The organism is Mangrovitalea sediminis (assembly GCF_002514725.1).
Taxonomy (GTDB): Bacteria; Pseudomonadota; Gammaproteobacteria; order Pseudomonadales; family Oleiphilaceae; genus Mangrovitalea; species Mangrovitalea sediminis.
Window position 1 is genome coordinate 225,922 of sequence record NZ_NTLB01000005.1, and the last position, 24,138, is coordinate 250,059.

19 protein-coding genes are annotated in these 24,138 nt (G+C 50.8%); 15 read left to right on the plus strand and 4 right to left on the minus strand.

Annotation, left to right across the window (positions count from 1 at the left end):
* Nucleotides 1-115 precede the first annotated feature (115 nt).
* The 6 genes from CLR77_RS13625 to xrt all read left to right on the plus strand — a co-directional run bounded on the left by CLR77_RS13625 (nt 116) and on the right by xrt (nt 7,051).
* On the plus strand, nt 116-748 hold the full coding sequence (locus CLR77_RS13625) for an XrtA/PEP-CTERM system exopolysaccharide export protein (RefSeq protein WP_097461216.1): 633 nt from the start codon (nt 116-118) through the stop codon (nt 746-748).
* A 55-nt stretch (nt 749-803) separates the two neighbouring features.
* Nucleotides 804-2,327 (plus strand): XrtA system polysaccharide chain length determinant, encoded by a 1,524-nt coding sequence (locus CLR77_RS13630; protein WP_097461217.1) that lies wholly within the window; start codon nt 804-806, stop codon nt 2,325-2,327.
* Nucleotides 2,327-3,256, plus strand: coding sequence for a P-loop NTPase family protein (locus CLR77_RS13635; protein WP_227519926.1), 930 nt, complete (start codon nt 2,327-2,329; stop codon nt 3,254-3,256). The genes CLR77_RS13630 and CLR77_RS13635 overlap by 1 nt, the downstream gene beginning before the upstream one ends.
* Complete coding sequence (locus CLR77_RS20030) at nt 3,201-4,544, plus strand: porin family protein (RefSeq protein ID WP_143269417.1); 1,344 nt, start codon at nt 3,201-3,203, stop codon at nt 4,542-4,544. Before CLR77_RS13635 ends, CLR77_RS20030 begins: the two co-directional genes overlap by 56 nt.
* A gap of 20 nt (nt 4,545-4,564) precedes the next feature.
* A complete protein-coding gene (locus CLR77_RS13645) occupies nt 4,565-5,428 on the plus strand; it encodes an XrtA system polysaccharide deacetylase (RefSeq protein ID WP_097461219.1) in 864 nt (287 codons plus the stop codon).
* An 81-nt stretch (nt 5,429-5,509) separates the two neighbouring features.
* Nucleotides 5,510-7,051 (plus strand): exosortase, encoded by a 1,542-nt coding sequence (gene xrt, locus CLR77_RS13650; RefSeq protein ID WP_097461220.1) that lies wholly within the window; start codon nt 5,510-5,512, stop codon nt 7,049-7,051.
* Between the two features lie 12 nt (nt 7,052-7,063).
* Here the strand turns inward: xrt and CLR77_RS13655 are convergent, their stop codons facing one another.
* A complete protein-coding gene (locus tag CLR77_RS13655) occupies nt 7,064-8,023 on the minus strand; it encodes a VanZ family protein (protein ID WP_097461221.1) in 960 nt (319 codons plus the stop codon).
* A 174-nt stretch (nt 8,024-8,197) separates the two neighbouring features.
* On the opposite strand from CLR77_RS13655, the gene CLR77_RS13660 reads away from it, so the two are divergent.
* The 9 genes from CLR77_RS13660 to CLR77_RS13700 all read left to right on the plus strand — a co-directional run bounded on the left by CLR77_RS13660 (nt 8,198) and on the right by CLR77_RS13700 (nt 20,188).
* A complete protein-coding gene (locus tag CLR77_RS13660) occupies nt 8,198-9,190 on the plus strand; it encodes a polysaccharide deacetylase family protein (RefSeq protein ID WP_097461222.1) in 993 nt (330 codons plus the stop codon).
* A complete protein-coding gene (locus CLR77_RS13665) occupies nt 9,187-11,013 on the plus strand; it encodes a carbamoyltransferase family protein (protein WP_097461223.1) in 1,827 nt (608 codons plus the stop codon). The genes CLR77_RS13660 and CLR77_RS13665 overlap by 4 nt, the downstream gene beginning before the upstream one ends.
* A 24-nt stretch (nt 11,014-11,037) precedes the next feature.
* Nucleotides 11,038-12,165 (plus strand): GNAT family N-acetyltransferase, encoded by a 1,128-nt coding sequence (locus CLR77_RS13670; protein WP_198962763.1) that lies wholly within the window; start codon nt 11,038-11,040, stop codon nt 12,163-12,165.
* Nucleotides 12,162-13,292 (plus strand): FemAB family XrtA/PEP-CTERM system-associated protein, encoded by a 1,131-nt coding sequence (locus CLR77_RS13675; RefSeq protein WP_097461224.1) that lies wholly within the window; start codon nt 12,162-12,164, stop codon nt 13,290-13,292. Before CLR77_RS13670 ends, CLR77_RS13675 begins: the two co-directional genes overlap by 4 nt.
* Nucleotides 13,289-14,560, plus strand: a complete 1,272-nt coding sequence (locus CLR77_RS13680; RefSeq protein ID WP_097461225.1) for a glycosyltransferase family 2 protein — start codon at nt 13,289-13,291, stop codon at nt 14,558-14,560. Before CLR77_RS13675 ends, CLR77_RS13680 begins: the two co-directional genes overlap by 4 nt.
* Nucleotides 14,561-14,621: 61 nt before the next feature.
* A complete protein-coding gene (locus CLR77_RS13685) occupies nt 14,622-15,965 on the plus strand; it encodes an O-antigen ligase family protein (protein WP_097461226.1) in 1,344 nt (447 codons plus the stop codon).
* The gene (locus CLR77_RS13690; protein ID WP_097461227.1) at nt 15,962-17,131 is read left to right on the plus strand and encodes a glycosyltransferase; all 1,170 of its coding nucleotides are present in this window, start codon (nt 15,962-15,964) and stop codon (nt 17,129-17,131) included. The genes CLR77_RS13685 and CLR77_RS13690 overlap by 4 nt, the downstream gene beginning before the upstream one ends.
* A 1-nt stretch (nt 17,132) precedes the next feature.
* The gene (asnB, locus tag CLR77_RS13695; protein ID WP_097461228.1) at nt 17,133-19,034 is read left to right on the plus strand and encodes an asparagine synthase (glutamine-hydrolyzing); all 1,902 of its coding nucleotides are present in this window, start codon (nt 17,133-17,135) and stop codon (nt 19,032-19,034) included.
* A 50-nt stretch (nt 19,035-19,084) separates the two neighbouring features.
* On the plus strand, nt 19,085-20,188 hold the full coding sequence (locus CLR77_RS13700) for a glycosyltransferase (RefSeq protein ID WP_097461229.1): 1,104 nt from the start codon (nt 19,085-19,087) through the stop codon (nt 20,186-20,188).
* Nucleotides 20,189-20,234: 46 nt separating this feature from the next.
* Here CLR77_RS13700 and CLR77_RS13705 read toward each other — a convergent pair whose 3' ends face one another.
* Genes CLR77_RS13705 through CLR77_RS13715 form a run of 3 tightly spaced genes read right to left on the minus strand, consistent with a single transcriptional unit; the run spans nt 20,235 to nt 24,106 of the window.
* Complete coding sequence (locus CLR77_RS13705; RefSeq protein WP_097461230.1) at nt 20,235-21,182, minus strand: glycosyltransferase family 2 protein; 948 nt, start codon at nt 21,180-21,182, stop codon at nt 20,235-20,237.
* A gap of 34 nt (nt 21,183-21,216) precedes the next feature.
* A complete protein-coding gene (locus CLR77_RS13710) occupies nt 21,217-22,680 on the minus strand; it encodes an oligosaccharide flippase family protein (protein WP_097461231.1) in 1,464 nt (487 codons plus the stop codon).
* Between the two features lie 25 nt (nt 22,681-22,705).
* Nucleotides 22,706-24,106: a glycosyltransferase gene (locus tag CLR77_RS13715; RefSeq protein WP_097461232.1), complete on the minus strand. Its 1,401-nt coding sequence runs from the start codon at nt 24,104-24,106 to the stop codon at nt 22,706-22,708.
* Nucleotides 24,107-24,138 lie beyond the last annotated feature (32 nt).

Below are 24,138 nucleotides of genomic sequence, written 5' to 3' on the forward strand. Positions count from 1 at the left end.
CTGCGCAGCGGCTGCGGAATTTGGCAACGTTTTAATCAATGCCTTGTAATTGAACGCGATTACGAGGTTTGTTAGCGTTTTTTCGGAATTCATAGGCGGAATTGAGGGCTTTCTCATGGCAAGGATGTTTAAGATCCTGCTGGCAGTGGTGTCGATGGTTTGGTTGGCGGGATGTGCAGGACCGCAGATTTCCAGTCAACAGCAGATTAAGGCGGCCTTGAGCAGTACGCCGGAGTCAGTGAAGCAATATGTGCTTGGGCCGAGCGACGTCGTCAATGTGAGCGTTTGGCGCAATCAGGATCTGAGTGTGACGGTGCCTATCCGCCCGGATGGGAAGATCTCTGTGCCGCTGCTGGGGGATGTCCAGGCTGCTGGCCTTACACCCGAGGCCCTGGCGAACAATATTCAGAGCAAGCTTGGCGTTTATATTCGTGAGCCGAAGGTCAGTGTCATCGTCGAGCAGATGATCAGCCACGAATATACGGAGCGGGTACGCATCACGGGGGCGGTCAAGAGTCCGATGTCCGCACCTTACCGAGAAGGCATGACGGTGCTGGATATGGTGCTGGGCGCCGGTGGGCTCAACGATTTTGCGGCACCTAACAAAGCCGTGCTTTATCGGAAGGTAGGCAAGGATATCGTCGCCATTCCGGTACATTTGGACGATATTCTCAATCAGGGCGATATCGCGACCAATTACAAGTTGCACGCGGGTGACATTCTGACCATACCCGAGCGGACTTTCTGAACGAGAATTTCGGCACGTCGATGACCTCGTGAGGCATCCAGAAACAGGGTTCTATATGGCTTTACCCGCATCGCAGTTACCGTTTGAGATTATCCGTGAGGTTCGGCAGCGCAAATGGATTGCGCTGCTGGTTTTCGTGGCGGTTTGTCTGGCCGTTCTGGCAACGGGATTCCTGTGGCACTACAAGTATCAGTCACAGGTTGTGATTTTTGTCGATGACTCCAACATCATCAAGCCGTTGATGGCGGGCTCTGCGGTCACAACGACAATATCTGATCGAGCCTCGGAAGCCGAGCAGTTGCTCATCAGTCGCGACCTTTTGTCCAAGGTGGGGAAAGACACCAGTATATTTGGCGCGGACGCCGATTCCCTGGAAGGCCATGCCTTGGAGCAGCGGCTGGATGGTATACGTTCGGGGATTCGCGTGGTGGCCTTGGGAAGGAGTTATTTTGGCATCCGCTACACCGCGCATGACCCGGAAAAGGCTTTTCTGGTCGCGCAAAAGCTGGGACAACTGTTTATTGAAGAATCGGAACGTCGCAAGAAGCAGGAAAGCCGCAGTGCTTACGACTTTATTGATAAGCAGGTCAAAGCCTATGAGCAACAGCTTCAGCAAAGCGAAGAAAACCTGAAGGACTTCCTGGCACAGAATACCGACGGCACCGAAAGTGAGGCTGACCGCAAGATAGCCGAGATCCGGGGCAAGATCGAACTGGCCAAGCTTGACCTGCAGGAGGCGCAATCTGAGCGTTCTGCCTTGCAACAGCAGCTTGTTGGCGTCCGGGATACGGTGACGCAGGGGCAGACGGAGGATGTGTTTCAGACCCGCATCAACAACCTCCAGCAGCAGTTGGATAATCTGCGCCTCAAATACAAGGATTCTTACCCTGATATCATCAACCTCAAGCAGCAGATTATCGAGCTGAAAAAACAGCATGCAGCGGCTATCAAGGACAAGTCTGCGGATCAGGTGACACAGGGACAGGAAGTGATCAACCCCCTGTACCAATCCATTAAGTCCCAGTTGGCCACGGCCGCTGCGAAAATTGACAGCACCAAGACCCGTTTGAACGCCCTGAACGGCATGCTGGATCAGGAAAAGGTGCGCATGAAACGTATTCAGGCGAATAAGGCCAGGTATGCAGAGCTGACCCGCGGCATGCAGGTCAACAAGGAAATCTACGACAATCTGCTGCGCAAGCGGGAGACGGCGCGGGTTTCGATGCGCCTGGACTTTGACGGGCAGGGGTTGAGCTACCATATTCAGGAGTCAGCGCAGTATCCCCTGGCACCCGTGGGGCCGAAATTCCCTTATTTCGCGGCGGCTGGTTTGCTGCTTGGCCTATGTGCGCCTTTCGGGCTGGCCGCCGGCCTGTTACGCATCGATCCCAGGGTGCGCAGCCGGGAAGTGATCGAGGACGATCTAGGGGTTCCGGTGCTTACCGTTATTCCGGAGGTCCGCACGCCCTTCGAGCACCGTCAGGACCGACGGCGAACGCTGATCATCGGTCTGATTGCAATGCTGGTTGTGGCCGGTTATTCGGCGATCGCCCTGCTACATATAATGGGGGTCTTTTGATGACGGATTCTCAAAAGTCGACGACTGAAAAGGAAGAGATGGAAGAACTCTCCCGCAATCTTTCAACGTCTGATCCAGATAAGTCCGTCCAAGGAAAAGGCAACCAGAACGGCGGTGAATCAGCCGATGGATCTGCGTTGCGAAAGCCTTCCAGTGACGTGTCTGCCAGAAGCAACTGGGACGAAGACTCCAAACTGCTTGTGCCGAGTTCGCTGGAGCTCGGTGCTGGTGCGGTCGACCGTTATATCATCAGCAAACAGATTTCACGCATGGAGGAGCCTCGGCGCCTCACGCGTGAAGATCTGGATGAACGCCGCATCATCTACCCCGAATCGACCAACCGTCGCGTGGTCAACCGTTTTCGGGATCTGCGCACCAAACTGGTTGAACGGAGCCAGGGAAATAATTTCGCGCTTGTCGTTACGGGAGCTGTTGCCGGGGCTGGCGCTTCATTCGTTGCGCTGAATCTTGCCGCCTCCTTTGCGTTTGATCACGCCAAGACCGCGTTGTTGATCGACTGCAACCTGCGCGAGCCGGTCTTGCACTCGCAACTGGATTTAATCCCTGAGGTGGGTTTAACCGATTTTCTCGAAAATCCCGATATGGATATCGGCGGCATTATCTACCCGACAGGCATTAGCCGCTTGCGACTGATTCCCGCCGGATCCCGCAGGGAATCTCCTGCGGAATTCTTTACCTCCTTCCGCATGAAGCAGTTCCTGTTGGCAATCCGTCGCCGTTATCCCGATCGCTTTATCATTCTGGATACCAGCAGTATCGATGACTCGCCTGACGCCCGTATCCTTACGGAATTTTGTGATTATACGCTTGTTGTCGTGCCCCATGGCCGCGCGAGCAAGGAACAGGTTCGCTATGCAGTGGAGTCCATCAATAGCGAAAAAATGGTCGGGGTGGTCATCAATGACTGATTTCTCGCGCGCAAAAAGGAAGCTATGCGCGGGCGGTTGTGTGGGAGGGCTGCTTGTTCTGGCGTCGCTTTCCGGTCAGGCGCTTGCAGAGCCGGTTCAGGTGGGCCTGCACCTGGATGAGCGGTTCAGCGATAACATCGGTCGGAGTGAGAGCCATCCCCGGAGCGATCTTGAGCACCGTCTATCGGTGTCTGTGTTGCACCAAACCGATCCAGCCCCTTGCAGTTCCTTTCTGGATGGTGTCTTTGGTTTTCGGCATTATCAGCGAGGAACCTATTCCGACCAGGCCGACCTTAATGGTTCCTGGAATGGTGCTTGTGCGTTGTCAGATTCGGGGCTGCAATGGACGGCTTCAGATAGTGTAAGTCAGGTGGCAGTGAATACCACGCAGGCCTTTACACCGAACAACCAGACAAGACGGAATGTGTTCTCGACAGGGCCCCGTTATCTATGGTTGATAAGTCCCAGGGACCAATTGGCGACATCAGCTCAATACCAGAGAACCAGTTACGCAGGACAGGGGCAGAGTAACGCCACACATTATCTGGGTAATTCGACCTATACGCACCAAATGAGTCCGACGTTATCGGTGGGTTTAGGTGCGGAGATTGATAAAGGGAAATTGGATACCGGAGAGGATATCACTCGGCGCACAGGGAATGTGCAGATGACCAAGACCCTGACTTCAACCCGGTTTTCCGGTTCTGTCGGGTATTCGCGCCTTGAAGACAATTTCGGTGGCTTTCAGAGCACCAACAGTGGAATGACTTGGCAGTTGCGCGTTGACCGGCAGCTGACCGAAAGGCGCAGCGTCTATGCGGAATATGGAAGGGAACTGTCTGACTCGTCGTCGCCTTATGTCATTCAAATCGCCGGCCTGACCTTTAACCTGTCGCAGACGTCTGCATTGCAGTTGACGCATTGGCGTGCGGGCCTGAATCAGGACCTAAGCAGCGGTGGAACTATCAACTTCGATATATCGCAGCAGAACTCAGAGTATCTCAGTACATCTGAAACCGAGAAAAGCTCTACGGCTACGTTGTCGTTGGCCCAACCCATTGTGACCAACCTGACGCTGCATTCCGATATCTCAGCCCAACATCAGACAAGTTCACTCACGACGCTTTCTCAAAACCTCTACGGAGCCTCGCTGGCGCTTTCCTATCAAAAGACTAGGGCTCTTGCTTTCAGGGCGGGACTCGGTAGGAATATCAACTCAGCGAACAGTATCGGCACATCCTATCGGGAAAACTGGATGCTGGTCGGTGTTGATTACGCATTTCGTTAAGCACAGACCAGAGATATCAGATGCCAGTATCACAGGGAATTCGTAATGCGCTGACGATTGATGTCGAGGATTATTTCCAGGTTGCGGCGCTCGCTGAAGCGGTGCGGGTGGAAGACTGGTCGAAGATGGAGTATCGCGTTGAGGCCAATACCCAGCGCCTTCTCGTCTTATTGGCCGAGCGGGATATCAAGGCAACTTTTTTTGTCCTGGGGTGGGTCGCTGAGCGGTCCCCGGCGCTGGTGAGGGCGATTGCCGATGCCGGACATGAAATCGCCTGTCACGGTTATAGTCATCAGCTGGTTTACAGCCAGACTCCCGAAGTCTTCCGAGAAGAAACCCATAAAGCCAAAGCAATACTGGAAGCGCAGATACAGAAGCCAGTGCTAGGGTATAGGGCAGCCAGTTATTCCATCACGCAAGCCTCTCGTTGGGCTCTCGATATTCTCGTCGAGGAAGGCTTTACATGGGATTCTTCGATATTCCCCGTTCGTCACGATCGCTACGGCATGCCAGGTACCCCACGATGGCCCCATCGATTGAAGGCCGATGGTGGCGGTGAACTCGTTGAATTTCCACTTAGCACCTTGAAGCTCATGCATATGACGCTGCCGATTGCCGGTGGCGGCTATTTCCGGTTGTTTCCTTATTGGTTCAGCGAATGGGGGCTGGCGAGTATCAATCGTCAAGGAGAGCCCTTTATCTTTTATCTTCACCCCTGGGAAATTGATCCGGGACAGCCTCGGTTGGAGGTTAAAGCCCTGTCGCGCTTTAGGCATTACAACAATCTGAATAAATGTGAGAGCCGGCTCTGCCGCCTGCTTGACCGCTTCGCTTTCACGACCGTCGAAGAAGTGTTGCGTGGTAAATCTCTGCTGCCATCGTGATGTTTAGGACGCCAGACATGTGGCCCTTGTGGCAGCTGTTGGAGTGTTTAACGGGCCGCCATTCTCCAGGAGGAATTCTACATGGCGTTGCGTAGTAACAACGTGGCTCATCGGGCCGCCGTCATGTTGTCGCCTTTTGTCATTATGGCTGCAATCGTTATCCTCGAGTATTCGACCGTTCAGGGAATATTCCATCGCTGGTTGATCTTCGAGGAATCCTATTCTCAGGGATTGCTGCTGTTTTTGGTGGCGATATTCCTGTTTATCCTTAAATTTCGTGAAGTGAGACCGGTCGTCGGTCTTTATCCGCGTTGGTTTATTCCGTTTTTCCTGGGGTTGGCTTTCTACGTTCTGGGCGCGGTGATGGTGATCCAAGCCTTTCAGCAGGTCATTCTCCTTCCGTTGTTATGGTGCACGCTGGCGTTGTTTTGGGGGTGGCGTCAAGCAAAGCATTTTATTGTATCCGTCGGCGTTCTCATTTTTGCCATCAATATCTGGGAGATCATCCGGTTACCGCTACAGGTCATGGCGGTCAAGGTGAATGGTTTTGCACTGGGACTGCTGGGTATTCATTTCTACGTCGATGATGTGTTCGTCCACCTTCCAGGGATCGGTTCTTTCGAAGTGGCTCGGGGTTGTTCTGGGCTGAATTACTTCCTGGTGGGCCTCAGCCTCTCGTTCATCTATGGGGAACTCAACAATCTAAAGTGGCGGAACCGGCTTATTCTGGGCGCCGTGGGTGGTTGTTTGGCTTTATTAGCCAACTGGATTCGGGTGTTTGTCATTATCTATGTGGGTTATGCCTCCGACATGAAATCCCCGCTGGTTTCCAATCACACGACCTTCGGGTGGATCGTGTTCGCCATTTCCCTGGTGCCCATGTTCTGGGTGGCAAAGAAGTTGGAGCATGTCGACGGGTATCCCGGCGCATCGAAACCCCAATCAGTCAATGACGGCGCACCAAGCAAGGCTACTGTTCTTGCAGGGGGCGTCCTTGCGATTTTTATGGTCGGATGCGCGGCCTATTTGACAAGACCACCGAGTGATACGGTATATGCAGGGGATGCGACCTATGATTTTTCGCCTGTCGATTTGGCTGAGTGGGTGCCCACGTACAGCAAGCGACTTTATGACTGGCAGCCGTCCGTGGTTAATTCAGACGCGAGTTCCCTCGGTACTTATGCAAAACTGGGTAGCGTTGCTGACAAGAACAATGCTGACCTGAGCCTTTTGGTGGCACTGGATACCTATGATTTTCAGCGTGACGGTGCTGAGGTGATTCAGTGGGGTAACTGGATTTACGATCACAAGAAATTTGCAGTGACCCGACGCTTCGATGTCGTCACCAAAGACGGCATTCGGCTCTCTGGCCTGGAGCTGAAGTCACGGCAATATGATAAAGATATCTACGTCGCTTACGGCTACTACGAGAATGGCCGTTGGGAGGCCGATGAAATACAGGCCAAACTGGCTCAGCTCAAAGGTGTTCTTCGGGGAAGGAGGGATGCTACTCGGTTGGTTCTCGGTGTGACCTGCTCGTCGTGTGACGCGCCAGCGGCGTTGGCCGAGATTGGCGGCAAGATCGCTGAGCGCGTATCGGTGAATTTGGATAGGAAATATTAGCCAGCGCTGCCCTTATTGTAGATGGAGACCCAACAAGAAAAAGGACCTCGTGCGATGAAGGTTTGAGGCAAAGATGCCGAGGCGGGTAATGTGATGCATATTCATCTGCCGCCCCAATGGAGCTTCTTCAATTGCACGCAGTGGGATATTGAAACGGTTCAAACCGGGCTTTACCGTCAATTGAAGATTGAATCTGTCGTTATAGGCCTGTCCGTCTTCATCGTGTTTGGCGTCGTTGACTCTCAGTGTTAATCGGAGCGGCCTTTTTTCCGGGTTGTCCAGGACGACGACCAGAAAGCGGTATGCGGACCAATCATGAGGCAGGTTGTCGAGGAAGACCCCCGGATAGGCTCCCGGACGAAGGGTTGCCATTAAAGGATAGTAGCCCTTTCGTGAAAGCAGGTGCGCGGCTGTCATTGGCTCGCCCGTCCAGATGTTGGGAGATGGCGGGCGGCTGAAATCATACAGCGCCGGTAATGACTCCGCGATTCTGAGCTGCCTGGTCCCGACAACGGCGACATGAGCCAATTCGAAGAGTATCAGGCCGCTCGCAATGGTGCGGATAATTGCCTGCCGAAAGGGAGAAGTTCCCCGACCGGTCGTAGAGGTCTGCGTCATGTGTGTGGGCAGCCAGGCGAGTATGAGCCAGCTCCCGGTAAGGTCCCGGTAGACATCCTGGATGTCCATATCGCGCCCGACAAAACCTTGGACAACTTCGATCAGCCCGCCAATGGCGATGACCGAAAGTGAAACGAATAGCCAAAGCCGCCACCCCTTAAGCGAGCGCCAGGGGCGGACAACAATCATGAGCAAGGCAAAAAACGCCGGGTGGCCCAGATTCCAGACGGCATTATAGAAATCGCAGTTATTGCACTCCGGGCCGCCCCAAAAGAACAGTGGCGTCGCGAACATAACCGCCGCCAGGGAAAAACGTCTAATCCAACAGGCATTGTTAACGATGAAGGCTGTCACCTGGTCTATCCTTCGTTCAGCAAATGATGATGTTGCGATGACAGTGGGGGGCGAATGACGGCGGTATCTCAATGGGATTCTCATTTCGAGGAATCGAGTGCGAAATGGGTTTCGCTAACAGTGTCATATATCGCATGTTAATATCCACCGCTGAAAATGTGCAGGGAAGTGAGCATGTTTGATAACCGGCGCTATATAACGCCACCTCAAGATCTAAAGCCACAACTGATTGTCGTTATCGATACTGAGGAAGAGTTCGATTGGAATGCCGAACCGGACTCCAAAGCGACGGGCGTGTCTGCCATGGCCCATATCGACCGGGTGCAGTCGATTTTTGATGAATATGGCATTGTTCCCTGTTACGTGGTGGATTATCCCATTGCCAGCCAGTCGTCATCGGTGGAAGTGCTCAAAACGATTCATGCGCAGGGGCGTTGTGAAATTGGTGCACACTTGCACCCTTGGGTGAGTCCCCCTGTTGAAGAGACCCTGTCCCGGGCCAACATGTACCCAGGGAATCTGCCGGCTGCACTGGAGAAAGAGAAACTTCGGCAGTTACGCGACACGATAGAAACGTCCTTTGGAAAAGCGCCTTCAATCTATAAAGCAGGCCGCTACGGCTTTGGCTCCAACACAGCGACTATACTTCGAGAGCTGGGGTTCAACATCGATCTGTCGGTTTGCCCCCCGCTGGATTCGCGAGGCGATGGCGGGCCTGATTACCGGCGCTTCGACGCGCGCCCGTTCTGGTTCGGTCCATCCCAGGACATTCTTGAAATTCCCGTCACGGGCGGTTTTGTCGGCTGGGCGCATCGCTTCGCGCTCCCGTTGTTCGGATTGGCCAGCCGCCTGCGCCGGCTGCGCGCGCCAGGTATTCTGGCTCGTTTGGGCGCAGTGGATCGACTGATGCTTTCCCCGGAAGGTTTTTCTCCGGCCGAGCACATCAAACTGACGCAGTTTTTACTGTCTCAAGGGGTGCGAACTTTCACGTGGAGTTTCCACAGCCCCAGCGTCGTGCCCGGTCATACCGATTACGTGCAGAACGATCAACAGTTAACGCAGTTCCTCGCATCGTTCCGCCAATATTTCGATTTCTTCTTTAATCAGTTGGGCGGGCAGGCCACGACACCTACCCGGCTACGCACGCTAATGGAGCAACAGACATGAAAGTGCTAGGCATTTCACCGCTGGACAAGGATGCAACGGTTTCGGTGGTAGAGGATGGCCAGATCCTTTTTGCCGCGGGCGAAGAACGGTTTTCCCGGCAAAAGCAACAGGACGGATTTCCCCGCCTGGCACTGGAGCGGGCGCTTAAGGATACCGGTCTGAGCATGAGCGATTTTGACCTGGTCTGCTATCCGTTCCTGACCTGGGAAAACGAACAAAAGCTGTATACCAAGAATCTCGAAGACGAAAAGGCCTTCATTAAATCGTTTCAGCCCCGCGATCTGAATGAGCAGATAAAGATTGCCCAAAGCAAGGTGCCGGATCGTCGCGAGGGTATCCATGGTCTTGAGCACCCCAATGCGATCATGGAAAAGGGCTTTCTTCACAACTCGTACTACAACATGGCGGGTACCCAACGGCTGGCCTCTAACAATGCGGCATTGAAAGGTTCGCGTCAGTGGGCCGAAGGTGCGACAGAGTCCTTCCGCAATTATGAGCAGATATTGAATGATGGCTTGAAGGAGGCCGGGTGGTCCGGCGCCGTCAAGCGAATGGATCATCACCTGTCCCATGCCGCCAATGCCTATTTGTGTAGTGGTTATGAGCGAGCTCTTTGCGTCACCCTTGATGGTTATGGCTCTGGACTGGCCGGTTCAGTCAGTGAGGCAAGGGACGGGAAGATCCATCGCCTTCACGGGATTCCTTTCCCCAACTCTCTGGGCACGCTCTACGAACATGTCACCTCCAGTCTCGGCTTCAAGCCCAGCCGGCATGAAGGCAAGATCGTAGGGCTGGCCTCCTACGGCGACCCCAACATCCTGGGCGATATCCTGCTTTCCCGTATCGAACAGGAGCCCGGGAATTTCCGGATTTACGAAGCGAACAACGTGTTCTTTAGCCGGTATCTGGCCTCCAAATTCCCCAAAATCGATGTGGCCGCGGCCTACCAGTATGTGTTGGAGAAGGTCGCAACGGATTACGTGCGCTATTGGGTACAGAAAACGGGTATCGATACCATTGTGTTGTCTGGCGGTGTCGCGGCGAACGTTAAACTCAATCAACGTATTTTTGAAATTGAAGGCGTCAACCAGATCTTTGTGTACCCGAATATGGGCGATGGTGGCTGTGGCAGCGGCGCTGCGCTCTACCACGCCTGGCCTGGCGGTGTGAAAGAGACCATCCAGAACGCTTATCTGGGGCCGGAATATTCGGAAGGCGAAATCGAGAAAGCCTTGGCGGCGGAAAACCTGACGTATACCCGACCCAACAATCTGGCAGCGGAAGTCGCCGCACTGATTCATAGCGGGCAAGTCGTCGCTCGCTTTGATGGCAGGATGGAATACGGTCCCCGTGCATTGGGTAATCGCTCGATTATGTATCACGCACGGGAGCCCGAGGTGAACCAGTGGCTCAACAAGCGTTTGGGGCGAACAGAATTTATGCCTTTTGCTCCGGTCACCCTCTATGAGGCGAGAGAACGCTGCTATCACAACATCAAGGGCGCTGAGCATGCGGCCGAATTTATGACCATTACCTTCGACTGTACAGATTTCATGCGGCAGAACTGTCCTGCTGCGGTGCATGTCGACGGGACGGCCCGTCCCCAGCTCATTCGCCGCGAGGTGAATCCGGGCTACTACGACATTCTGGTGGAGTACGAGAAGCTCAGCGGCATTCCAAGCCTGATCAATACCAGCTTCAATATGCATGAAGAGCCCATCGTCAACTCGCCGGAGGACGCGATACGTGCTTTCCTGCAGGGTTCTCTGGATTATCTGGCAATAGGACCTTTCCTCGTTAAACAGCCTAATCCGGCTCACTGATACCCGGCAAAAAGGATTGCGCATATGGGGGCCGGCGAACTGACGGTGACATGCAGTGGCCTTGACGATATTCCCACGCTGGAAGCGGAATGGCGTGAGCTGGAAAGCCGCGCCCATCCCACGGTGTTTTTATCGTGGCAATGGCTGGGGCCCTGGTTGCAGGTCTATCGCCCCGCGGCGAAGGTTTTACGCGTCCGCGATGGCAATCGCTTAATCGGTATGGGCTTGGTGGTTGAAACCGAAGAGGTCCGCCATGGGGTGCTCCGTTCGCGGTGCTTGCGGCTGCACCAGACGGGAGAGCGGGCGCTCGATCAAATCTGGATCGAATACAACGGTTTTCTGGCGGAGCAAGGGGCCCAGCGTCAAGTGGTGAATGCGTGCCTGGATTACCTCTGTCATGAAATGACCCAATGGGACGAATTTGTCGTCGGCGCGATAGAGGTGGAGGAGGCGAATCGATATGCGGCCATTACTGGCCTGCATGCACATGTGCGTTGGGATGCACCCTGTTATGGCGTCGATCTCGATGCGTTGCGCCAGTCCGGAAAAACCTACCTGAGCGAGCTGTCCCGGAATACGCGTTATCAGATTCGCCGCTCACAACGTCTTTATGAGGAACGCGGACCGCTACGCCTGATCCGGCCGGATTCGCTGGAGGAGGCGCTGGCGGTCTTCGACGGTATAGGGCCGCTGCACCTGAAGCGATGGGGCAGTGGACCGGACGAAAGTGGGTTCGCAAACCCTGACTTCGTGCGCTTCCACCGAGCGATGATCGAACAGCAATGGCCTCACGGTGGCGTGGACCTGGTGCGCGTCGTCGCCGGTGATGAGGATATTGCCGCCTTCTACAACCTCCTCTATGAGAAGGTCGTGTATTTCTATCTGGGTGGGATGACGCAGGAGGACGACAACCGCTTCCACCCCGGTTTGCTGGGGCACTCACTCTGTATCGAAGACTACCGGCATCACGGGTTCACCTACTACGACTTTATGGGTGGCGATGAACGCTACAAGGCCAATCTCGGTCATTTGCACCGCCATCTGGTGCAAGTGTCACTGCAGCGGGACCGTCTCAAGCTGAAAATTGAAGATGCCGCCAGGCGAGCCCGAAATCGATGGCTGGGTGGGGTAAAGGCGGGCCCTGAATCATGATAGGGGAAGCGCTCGACAGGAAGGATGAGGACCTTCATTCAAAAGCCGGTAAATTGATAGAGACCCGTTGCCTGAGGCTGGACGCCGTCGACAGTGATGCCTACGACCGATATGTCCAGTCCCATGAAGGTGCTTCACCTTACCATTACTCGGCCTGGCTGAAGGCTGTCGAGGCGGCATACGGCCATCAGGCCTGGATCATCCTGGCCGAACGCGAGGGCATCGTCTGTGGGGTATTGCCCTTCGTTTACGTCAAGCCTCCCTTGGGAAGCGGTTCACTTGTGTCGCTACCGTTTTGCGATATAGGCGGCATTCTTGCCGATGATGAATCCGTTGAGGCGTCGTTGAGGCTCGCTGGCGGCCATTTGGCTCAGCAACTCGGTTTATCCGAGGCCCAGTTGCGGACAACCGGAAGCTCGATGGATGACGATCCTGACAGTGAGACGGTGGCGCAGGCTCCGAAAGTCAGCATGCGCTGCGAATTACCGGAAAGCAGTGAGGCGCTGTTCAAAAGCTATAAGCCGAAGTTGCGCAGTCAGATTCGAAAAGCGGAAAAGAATGGCCTCTCGGCGACGGTGAGCTGCACGCCAGAGGCGGTAAAGGCGTTTTATCCGGTTTTTGCCGCAAATATGAGGCGGCTGGGCTCTCCCACACATAGCCTGGCGTGGTTTCTAGCGCTACAAGCGGCTTATGGCCCAGACATGGTGATTGGCCTGGTTTTCTCGGGCGAAACCGTTGTAGGGGGCGGCGTGGTGTTGCGTCGCGGGGACCTTGCGAGTATTCCCTGGGCGTCCACCCTGGCTGAGTACAATCGTCTGGCCCCAAACATGCTCCTGTATTGGACCTTACTGAGTTACCTGAGTGATAACGGTTGCCGGGTCTTTGATTTTGGCCGTTCATCGTTGGGCGAGGGGACTTACCGGTTTAAACAGCAGTGGGGGGCAAAGCCCTACACATTGCAGTGGGATAAGCTTACGTCCGCAGGGGACATCCTACCGACGACGACCACGACGCCGTCCCGGCAAGCCCGGCAAATAAGGGCATGGATAGAATGGTTGTGGCAGCGATTACCGCTGGCATTGGCCAATCACCTAGGACCTCGTATTCGAAAATATATCACCCTATGACCGAAATCCTGACTTCCCTCACGATGCTTTGTCTGTTGGTGCCCGTCTATGTCTATTTCGGCTATCCGGTGCTGCTGTGGACATTGACGCTTTGGCGCCCGCGACGTACCCACCGGGTTGGGCTGATCGAGCCGTCGGTCTCGCTCATCGTGTCCTGTTATAACGAAGCCGGCGTTATCCGCGAAAAGCTGGATAACGCGAGTGCGCTTGATTACCCCTCCGAAAAACTGGAGATCATCGTCGTTTCTGATGGTTCGGACGATGGGACGGACGATATCGTCAAGGAATATGCCGCTCAGGGCGTAAGACTGATTCGCCAGGAAGGGCGTCTCGGTAAAACCATGGGATTGAACCTGGCCCTTGAGGCGGCAACCGGCGAGATTGTTGTGTTCAGTGATGCCAATGCGATGTATGCCGCCGATGCCCTCCGGATGTTGGTGCGTAATTTCGCGGATGAGGGGGTTGGGTATGTCGTCGGTGCCGCGCTCTATACCGATGGCCGTGAAGGTGCTAGCGCACAAAATGAAAACCTTTATTGGCGTTACGAGCTTGCCATCAAATCGATGGAATCTAGGCTCCACTCTGTCGTGGGCGGTGATGGTGCGATATACGCAATCCGCCGCGAGTTATGGGAGCCATTGCAACAACGGGATATCAACGATTTCGTCAATCCGTTGCAGATCGTAGCGAAGGGCTACCGGGGAATATTCGAGCCGGAGGCAAAGTGTTTCGAGGAAACGGCTGGCAGCTTCGACAAGGAGATCGCGCGTAAGGAGCGTATCGTTAATCGAAGTATCCGGGGCTTGATGCGGGTGAAGTCGGTGATGAATCCGCTGACCGTAGGTATTTTCGCGGTTGAGGTGATTTCACACAAATTGTTGCGTTGGCTGATACCGCTCTTTCTCCTGGTCGGTGTCGGCGGGAGCACGCTTTTGGCCGCCAGGGCCCTGTGGCCATTTCAAGTTATCACCGCCGGAGCCCTTGTCCTGACGGTGTTGGCTTTTCAGGGGCAGCGTGCTGGCGATAAGCAGGATTTACCCGTCTGGATTTCCGTGCCTTATTATTTCGTTATGGTAAACCTTTATGCGGTAAAGGGTATTGCCAAGGCAGCCAGAGGCGAAACGCAGGTGACTTGGAGCAGTGCTCGACCGGTGTCCCATGGGGGCCTAATGATCGATAACAACGGTTCTCGGGAAAGCGTTAACCGCTGGTGGCTGCTCCTCATATTGTTTTTTGTGTTGGGGCTGGGGATTGGCTATGTTTGTTAAAGCCTTCAATAGGATAAATATATTGTGCAAGCAATAATGCCTAATAAGGGGAGACTGTAAATTGAGTAAGCTTGCCCTTTTATTTTTGGGTATCTTTGGTGTAGGTATTATTGGCGCATTATTTTATGACAGTTCTCTGTCATTTTTACTCTATCAGTTAGTATATTTCCTGGACCCTAAAGAGCGCTGGTGGGGGCATCAACTTCCAGATATAAGTTATTCTTTTATATCATCTATATTGATGCTTTTGGTTTTAGCTTTTAATTATCAAAAACTTTCAAAGTTCAACCCTTGGAAGGGGCATCCAGCACTGATCTGGCTGGCGGCGCTTTTGATGTGTTACTATTTGGCATACTTCTGGGCTGTTGATATGTATATGCAGCAGCGTTTCACCTACGACTTCATGAAGCTTGTCGTAGTTGTTTTTGCAGCATATAAGTTGATAAATACAAAAAAGTCTTTGGATTGGTCTTTATGGGCATACATCATCGGCTGCACTTACATTGGTTATTTGGCGACCAGTACTGGGCGTAACGCTGGAGATCGTGTTGAGGGTATAGCACTTCCGTCGACGGGGGGGGATGTGAATCCAGTCGCTGCGGCCTTGGTACCCGCAGGTGTATTGCTTCTATATTTTGCGTGGATGGGAAATAAAAAAATTAAGGTACTATGCATTTTTTGCGGCGCTCTTATTGCGAATGGTTTAGTACTCTTCAATAGTCGCGGTGCTTTTTTAGGCGCTTCAGTAAGTACATCTATTTACCTTCTTTACATGATTTTTTCTCGGCATCGCCAGCCAGGGCAGAGAGGAGTTGCCATATTCATCATTGCTTTGGGGATCGGTGGCTTCTTCTATGTGGCCGATAACCTGTTTTGGCAGCGAATGTCTACTATCGATAATGCTCATGACAAAGATAGTGGGCGAGGGAGAATTCAGTTTTGGTTCGCTGCTCTCAAAATGATGAAGGATCATCCTTTGGGGTTGGGTATTTATGGATTTAACGTTCTGTCCTCACACTATTTAACTGATGAACAGCGTGGCGGTGTTCATTATAGAGCGGTCCACTCGCTTTGGTTTCAGGGACTCACTGAAGTAGGGTGGCATGGGATGATCATATTTCTGTCTATGCTGTTCACTTTGTATAGGCTATCTAGAAGAGCTCGTAGGGCAATACTTGCGGAAAAGGACTATGCAGCTTTCTTCAAACTGTTGGCCTTAGAATGTGGGCTCATCGGATATTTGGTTACAAGTACTTTTATCAATCAGTTTAGAGCAGAAATATTATATTGGTTCGTATTGTTAGTGGCGGCTGGTACGAATATATATTATCTGAGGCCTGAATTAGAAAGGCAGCAAGAGGCAAAAGTGTCTAAGCGCGTTCTACGTAATAAGGTAAAAACATGAGCCAGGTCCGTGTACTTCAATTTATCACGCCTGCTGGATTTTATGGTGCGGAGCGCTGGATTTTAGCCCTGGCAAATAATGTCGATTACGATCAGGTCGTTTGCGATTTAGCTGTTAGTGACGAAGGAGGAAGTCAGGATCTCTCGGTGCTCGACTATTTCCCGAGTGAGGCTGGGAAAATCCATAAATTGCCCATGCGAGGCCGTTTTGATTGGCGTGTCGTTCGTGAGCTTTGCCGAATTATCGGCGAAAGACGCATCGACGTAATCCATACGCACGGCTATAAATCCGATATTCTCGGTGTTATTGCGGCCAAACGCATGGGTATTGCCTGCGTCAGTACGCCTCATGGATTCCCAAACAACATGAACTTCAAGCTGGCGACATTCGTTCGTATGGGTACCTTTGCGCTGCGATATTTCGATACGGTTGCGCCGCTCTCCGATGAACTGGTCGCCGATATGCGCCGTATCCATGTGCCGGTTAAGAAGACACGGTTCATCCGCAATGGTGTAGACCTCAAAGAAATTGATCAGGCGATGGCTGACATTAAGCACGTCGACCGGGGTAGCGAGTGGAAACAGCAAACGACCTTCACCATTGGATTCATCGGTCAGATGATTGATCGTAAGGGGGTCCCCGAGCTGCTGGCTGTCTTTGATCGACTTTATGAAAAATACCCACATCTACGTTTGGTATTGGTGGGTGATGGCGACAAGCGACTGGAACTTGAAGCGCAGGCCGCAAACCTGGCCAGCCGTGATGCGATTAATTTTCTTGGCTTTCGGATTGACCGCCTGGAGTTACTGTCGCAGTTCGATTTGTTCGTGATGACGTCTTCTCTCGAGGGCATTCCCCGCTGCATGATGGAAGCAATGTCCGTCGGCGTACCCGTGGTGGGTTACGATATTCCCGGCGTTGATCAGTTGATTGAACACGATGTCACAGGCCTGCTGGCGCCGCTGGGAGATCGTGACGCGCTTGCCTCCTGCTGCGAACGCGTCATTAATAACCCCTTAAGCGCTAAAGCATGGACCTCTGCGGCGCGGGAAAAGATCGACCGTGAATATTCCGCCGCCCGCATGGCGCGTGAATATGAGGCGCTTTTCCGTGAACTCAGGGATCATCGCAGGTTAGCGGCACAGCCGGACAGGAGGCCTGGTTGAAATGTGCGGTATCGCCGGTTTTCTGCGTAACCCCGACACGCCCGATAGAGAGCATCATCGGCGATGGCTCGAGCAAATGGGCCTGGCCATAATTCATCGCGGCCCGGATGCCGGTGGCGTGTATCTTGACGATCATGTGGGTCTTTCCCACCGGCGGCTCAGTATTCTCGACCTCAGCGAGGCAGGTACCCAGCCAATGGCGTCCGCGTCCGGGCGGCACCTGATTGCGTTCAACGGCGAGATATACAATTTCCAAGTGCTGCGACGGGAGCTCGAGGCGCAAGGCCACCAATTTCGTACACAGACGGATACGGAAGTCTTTGTCACGCTGTTCGAGTTGGAGGGTATCGATTGCCTGCAAAAGCTGAACGGAATGTTTGCCGCGGCTATTTGGGATACCCAGCGTCAGCGTCTCTTCCTGGTGCGGGATCGCCTGGGCAAGAAGCCGCTCTACTACTACCACAACAACGGCCAGTTTGCGTTCGCATCGGAAATCAAGGCGCTACACGAGGTCCCTTTCGTCAAAACCACCATCCGATATGATGCGATCAAGGATTTTTTCTTTTACCAATATATTCCAGACCCGAAGTCTATTTATCGGGAAGTGCACAAACTTCCTCCTGGCCATTGGTTAACCATCGAAGGTTCGACCGTTAAAAGCGGCGCATACTGGGATATCAGCTTTGGCAAGGTTCACCCGGGATCAGAACAGCAATTTGCCGAAGGATTGAGAGAGAAACTCCACGAAGCGGTTCGGCTAAGAATGATCAGTGATGTACCGCTCGGTGCTTTCCTGAGTGGTGGTGTCGATTCGAGTGCGGTGGTGGCATTGATGGCAGGCGAGTCAGCGACCCCGGTAACGACTTGCGCTATCGGCTTCGACTCCAAGCGGTATGATGAAGTCCACTATGCACGGCAGGTCGCGGACCTTTTTCATACCGACCACCATGAATTCACGGTGCGAGCCTCTGTTGCGGATAACCTGCGAGGGATCGCCCGTTTTTTTGACGAACCCTTTGCCGATCCCTCATTCGTCCCGACGTATTTTGTGTCTCAACTGGCGCGACAGAAGGTAACGGTAGCGTTAGCCGGCGATGGCGGGGACGAGAACTTTGCCGGTTATACGAAATACCATACCGATGCTGTCGAAAACCGGCTGCGTAAACTATTTCCATCCGCATTGCGGCAGCACGTCTTCCCGCCGCTTGCCGCGATGCTGAATCATTTCCCTTTCCGGCAGGCGCGTCGTGCCACCTCACTCTTGAATACCCTGGCTCTGGATCCGGCGACTGCATTTTATGTTAGTAATCGCTTTTGCAGCCCCCTGGTGTGGCAGCGTATTGCGAAGGGTAGATTGGCCCGGGAAACCCAAGACTATGACCCCGCCGACATCACTCGTGGTCATTATCATCACGCGGATACGGACGACCACCTGTCGCGCATCCTTTATACCGACTTCAAAACCTACCTACCCGGCGATGTGATGGTAAAGGTCGACCGCATGAGTATGGCGAACTCCCTCGAAACACGGGCGCCGCTCCTCGATTATCGCGTCGTCGAGTATGTCGCTTCGGTGCCCTCTTCGCTGAAGCTCCTTGGTGCGGAGAAGAAATATATTCTTAAGAAGGCGTTTGAGGGTGACCTCCCTAAAGATATTCTTTACCGCAAAAAGATGGGGTTTTCCGTGCCGCTTGCCGACTGGCTTCGCAACGAAATTCGTTCAATCGCAGAATCTTTGTTGACGGCGCAGAATGGGGGACTATCGCTCTTTTTTGAGATGGATGCGGTAAGAGATCTTTGGAGTATTCACTTGTCCGGTAGCGACCGCCATACACAAGAGCTATGGACCTTACTTGCCTTTGCTCTTTGGTGGGGACCTTATGGAGAAAAGGCCAAATTATAGTAATTCTCATCTAGGGCGGCCTCGCCTCTCATATTCGGTTGATACTTTTGATGCTAAATATACTACATATAACTTTCAATATGGGGATTGGTGGCACCGAACAGGTGATTCGTCAGTTGGTGACGTGCCTACCTAATAATAAATACAGGAACCGCATTGTTTGTATTGATGGAATTATCGGGCCGATTGGGGAAGCTCTATCTGCAGAGGGTATATCCGTAGAGGCTATGCGCAGAAAGCCCGGATTGGATTTGGGCTTAGTAATGGCGCTTAAAAGACTCATTCGTCATCATAATATCGATATCGTCCATTGCCATCAGTATACGCCATTTGTTTACGGTTGGTTGGCTACTATAGGCCGTAAAACTAAAGTTGTTTTTACGGAGCATGGACGTTTTTATCCAGATCGCTATCGATATAAAGCGGCACTTGTTAATCCTATTATGGCGCTTTCTAGTGATGCTGTTGTTGCGATTTCTGTCGCGACTCGCGAGGCATTGTCAAAATATGAATTCATCCCGAAAGCTAAGGTTCGAGTTATATATAACGGCATTCAGGCATTAAAAAGCTCACCAGAGAAGACAGCGGAGGTTAGATATAAGCTGGGGATACCCCAGGATGCATATGTTATTGGAACCGTCGCGAGATTGGACCCGGTAAAAAATCAGGAAATGATGCTCAACGCATTTGCTCAGATTATTGAGGATATACCCAATAGTTGGCTTCTAATGGTTGGTGATGGACCTGATCGCAAAAAGTTGGAAGCATTGTCGTCTACCTTGGGTGTGTCTGATAGGGTAATTTTTACTGGGTTCATAAGTTTACCTAAGGACTATCTGGCGTCAATGGACTTGTTTCTGCTGTCCTCTCACACCGAAGGCACGTCAATGACTCTATTAGAATCATTAAGCTTAGAAATTCCTTCGGTAGTGACAAACGTTGGGGGTAATCCAGAGATCGTGACACATCTTGAAACGGGAATGCTCGTAGAGAGCGATGATGCAGCGGCGTTTGCGGATGCAATCAAGGAATTGAATTCAAATACAAATCTTTATGAAACAATGAAAATAAATTGCAGGATTGTATTTAAAGAGCGCTTTTCTGTAGATAAGATGATAAGTCAGTATGATGATTTGTATGGCGAATTTTGTTAGATATTTAATTGTTGGTTGATATTTGTTAATTGGTTATATTTTTATTTTAATTTATGGTCTTTTTTATGGCGGATTTTGTTATATAAAATAAAGACACTGGGTCAGCTATTGTCAGTTGCAGAAAGCTTGCAAGGCCACCTCGTCTCAGGCGATGTAAAATATTCCAAGAAATATTTTTACGTGCTAGATGGAGCCTGCTCTTCATTAGCTCGCATGACTTTCTATGTTCGCTAAATTCCGATAGGAATTTCTTTCGGAAAAGGATTTCATCTTTTAGTCGTAGGAAGTCCTTTTTTGTTCCAAAGCTTTGGTCAGAATATATGCTTACTCCCTTTCCATAAATTACGCCGACACCGGTTGAATATACGGCTTTTTTTGCCACTGCTGCCATTTTAAGCCACAAAAATTGATCTTCGCCAAATCTGCAGAATTGAGTCGGAAACAAAAGATCTTTGAATGGCTGGTGTCTAAAAACAACTGTAGATGTCGTTACATAACCTTTAATTATTGTTTCCTGAAACTCCTCATGGTTTATCGTTAAAAAACCTGGAGCGGAGCCTTCTGAGTGTTTAGCGCTAGTTATAAAGTCATGTTTGTTGAAAAGGCTTATTTCTTCATCTTCCACAATGCGGTCACAGAAATAAAAATCAAAATTTGATCCTAGGGCAGCAATCGCTCTCTTTAAATGGTCTTGAGTCCAATAATCATCAGAATCCAAAAAAGCAACGAAAGAAATATCGCTATGGATGCTCTTTAGTGCCTTGTTACGAGCAAATGCAGGGCCTGCGTTAGATTGCTTCAAAATTTCGACAGAGATGTTCTTGGGTGGAGTTACACCCTGCAAAGCTTTATCCGCAGGAAAAGGACTTTCGTCGTCAACGATGATAACTTTAATGTCACTTTCAATTGTTTGGCTAAATATAGAATTAATGCATCGGCTGAGGAGAAAGCCATCGTTCTGATAGTAGGGAATTACTACTGCTATTGGCTTCATTTTATTAACTCTTCCACTATAAAGTGAAGTATTTTTAATTTTTATCTTTTTGCTTTTTAAATTTCGACATAATTTTATTTATTATGTCTTTGATCTCATGGGATATTGCATGTCTTGTTAGTGTGGCTGCAGATAGCCAGAATATAGGCATTATTAGTGCGACGATTGATATCGTAAGGTAGGGGTTTAGACTAAAATGATCTATGGCCCTTTTAAGTATCTCGGAAAAAATAAGGCAAATTATTGTAAGATTTAAGCTCGGGATTATCGATTTAATGAATATTTTGGCGCTGAAATTGGTAGCCATTTTCAGAATTAAAGTTGTTATCATTAAGCTAAAAAGCGACGTTAGTAGGTACGAGTACGCGAGCCCTATGAGTGAGTAGCGGAAATAAAGGACTAAAGATATGATGAAAGCCAAAAAAATAAGAGCATCTTTTATAATGAGAAAGTGCTCTTTGGAAGATGCTACGATATATTGATTGGAATATAAATGAGCTTCTTTGATGATAACGGATATGGCGATGATTGCGGCAAGTGGTGCAGCTTCGATCCATTGATTTCCAAAAAGCACGATAATGGCCGGCTTAGCAAACACTGACACGACAGCGAGAACCGGCCATATGAGAGCTGTGGAAAAAACCGAAGCCTTCCTATAGGCAAGCTCCATCGCTGCCGGTGATTGATTGTTTTTTGAAAGGTAAGGTAACGAAATTGGAGTCGTACCGGAAGATACTGCTTCGTTGACAAACTCGACGAACCCTAAACCTTTTGAAAAGATCCCAACTTGGGCAGTCGTTCCAAAACGTCCAATTAGTAGGTCTGGAAATGTAAACTGGGCCTTTCTTAGAAGTCCTGATGTAGAACTATATAGGCCGAGCTTAATTATTTTGGATGAGTTGTGGAAGTTGGGTATTACTGGAGTTCCCTTATGAGTATTAAATCGAATTCCAAAAAAATATATAATTTCTCTGGATAAGAATCCAAGTGCAAGAGAGTAGAATGAAAAGCCATATAATATTAAGAGTATAGTTATAGTTATGCTGATAATGGATGAGGCAATATTTATCCTCAATAATATATTGAATTTTAGCTTTCTGGTTAGTAATGCTTGGTAAACACTGGTGTAAGGCGATAGGATGAAGGTTGCGGCCAAGATTTTTATGATATTCCCAACGTCGCGGTTTGCAAAAAAATCAGCAATAATTGTTGATGAAAAGAAAAGTATAAAACCTATAAGCCAGGATAATATAATAGAAACACCTAACGAAGATCGTATCTTGTTGGTATCTATATTTTTCTCTCGTATTATATAAAGATTTGCGCCCATTAGTTTGATTTCAGATAGCCATACAATTAATGAACTGGCTATAGCGTAAGTACCTACTTCGCTCGGCGTAAGCAGGCGAGCGACGATGACGCTCGATGCTATGGCTAGAACCTTCAACGAGTAGCTGTTTAGAATAGAGTGTAGAAGCGCTTTGCGTATCTCGCTCATAAACTACTTATCCTTCGATGTGAATTTATGAGGATGAGATGGAATTTATTCTATTTGCTAGATCTTCAGTTATTTTTGAACATAAAAAGTCTGCGCGGCTGTTATAGCCAGAAAAATTATTCCATTCGGAGTGATTCTGAGAAATCTCTATTAGTCGATTTGTCAGTGCGTCAACTTCATTAAAATCAAAAAGTTCGCCTAAACCTTTCGCTTTAACAAGGCGACCGAGCGCACCGCTTTGAGGGGTGATATTAATGATGGGTTTTCTTAGCGCCAAGTAGTCGTAAAGCTTCGAAGGGATTTGGGTATTTGTGTTGGGCTGAATATTGGCGACCCAATCCGAGTTTTTAAGAATCTGCAAGCATTCTTTGTAAGATGTCGGCGGGTCGAGTACCAGCGATCCGTTTTCGATCATATCGGCGTAGCGCTGCTCAATGTCATAGTCTAGTGACACCTGGCCGACTTGCTGAAAGCGAATCCGAGGTCCCTGATCTCCGATGGCGACATTTGCAGATTTGATGGCTTCCAATAGGACGGATGGATCTCGGACACCATAAAGGAACCCGGTATGGCATATGGTAATAGCATTGGATGGTTCGTGAGTATTTTGGGGTTCAATATCTTGAAAATCGATTTCGTCGAAACCATTAGGCAGGACGAAAAACTTATTTTCGGATACGAAGGGGTAACGGCGAACGAAGTCGTCATAGAGTGCTATGGTATTGAGGGAAACCGCTGACGCATGAGCGATAACTTTTCGTTCAAGTTTTGCCGAAATTCCGTCGAGGAGCTTTCCCTTCGAGTGGTGGAAGGGGTTATTCATCCAAGGGTCGCGGAAGTCGACAATTAAAGGTTTTCTCGTAAGCTTGCTGAGATAGTACCCGGCTATGAGCCCAGACCAGGGAGAACCGGTCGCAAAAATAACGTCGATTTTTTCCTTTTTGATCAGATTGCGCCCTTTTTTAATGGCAGGAAGTATCCACGGGCCGGCCTGATCGGGAAAATAGCAAGCGTTGTAAATAAAGTCCTTGAATCGTTGCAGCACTCCCGGTGAATCCTCGTTTCTGCTGCCAGACTTAAACGGATCGGAAGTCGGTTTGGTTGAAGCGTCGGAATCAGGCGTCTTTCTCCGAAGCAGACTCTTCAAGGTTTGGCGGAACGCCAGCAATAACTTGAAGATATCCCATGCATTAATGCGGTAAATTTTCTCGCCATTGACCGGAAGCGATAGATGACCCAGTGCAGAGCTTTTCTCATCGACGCGAGGTGGGGTGGTTAGGACGTGGAAACTGCCATTTGTCATGTTCCGAATGAACTTAACGGTTCTCATTGCCCCTGGAACCCCCGTGCTATCGACAGGAGGATAAAAGTAGGCAATGAAAAGAATGTTTTTTCCTTTGAGGTCTGCCTTGGTTATTGCGGTCATTAGACGGCTATTCCATGCGTAGCGTAAGTGCG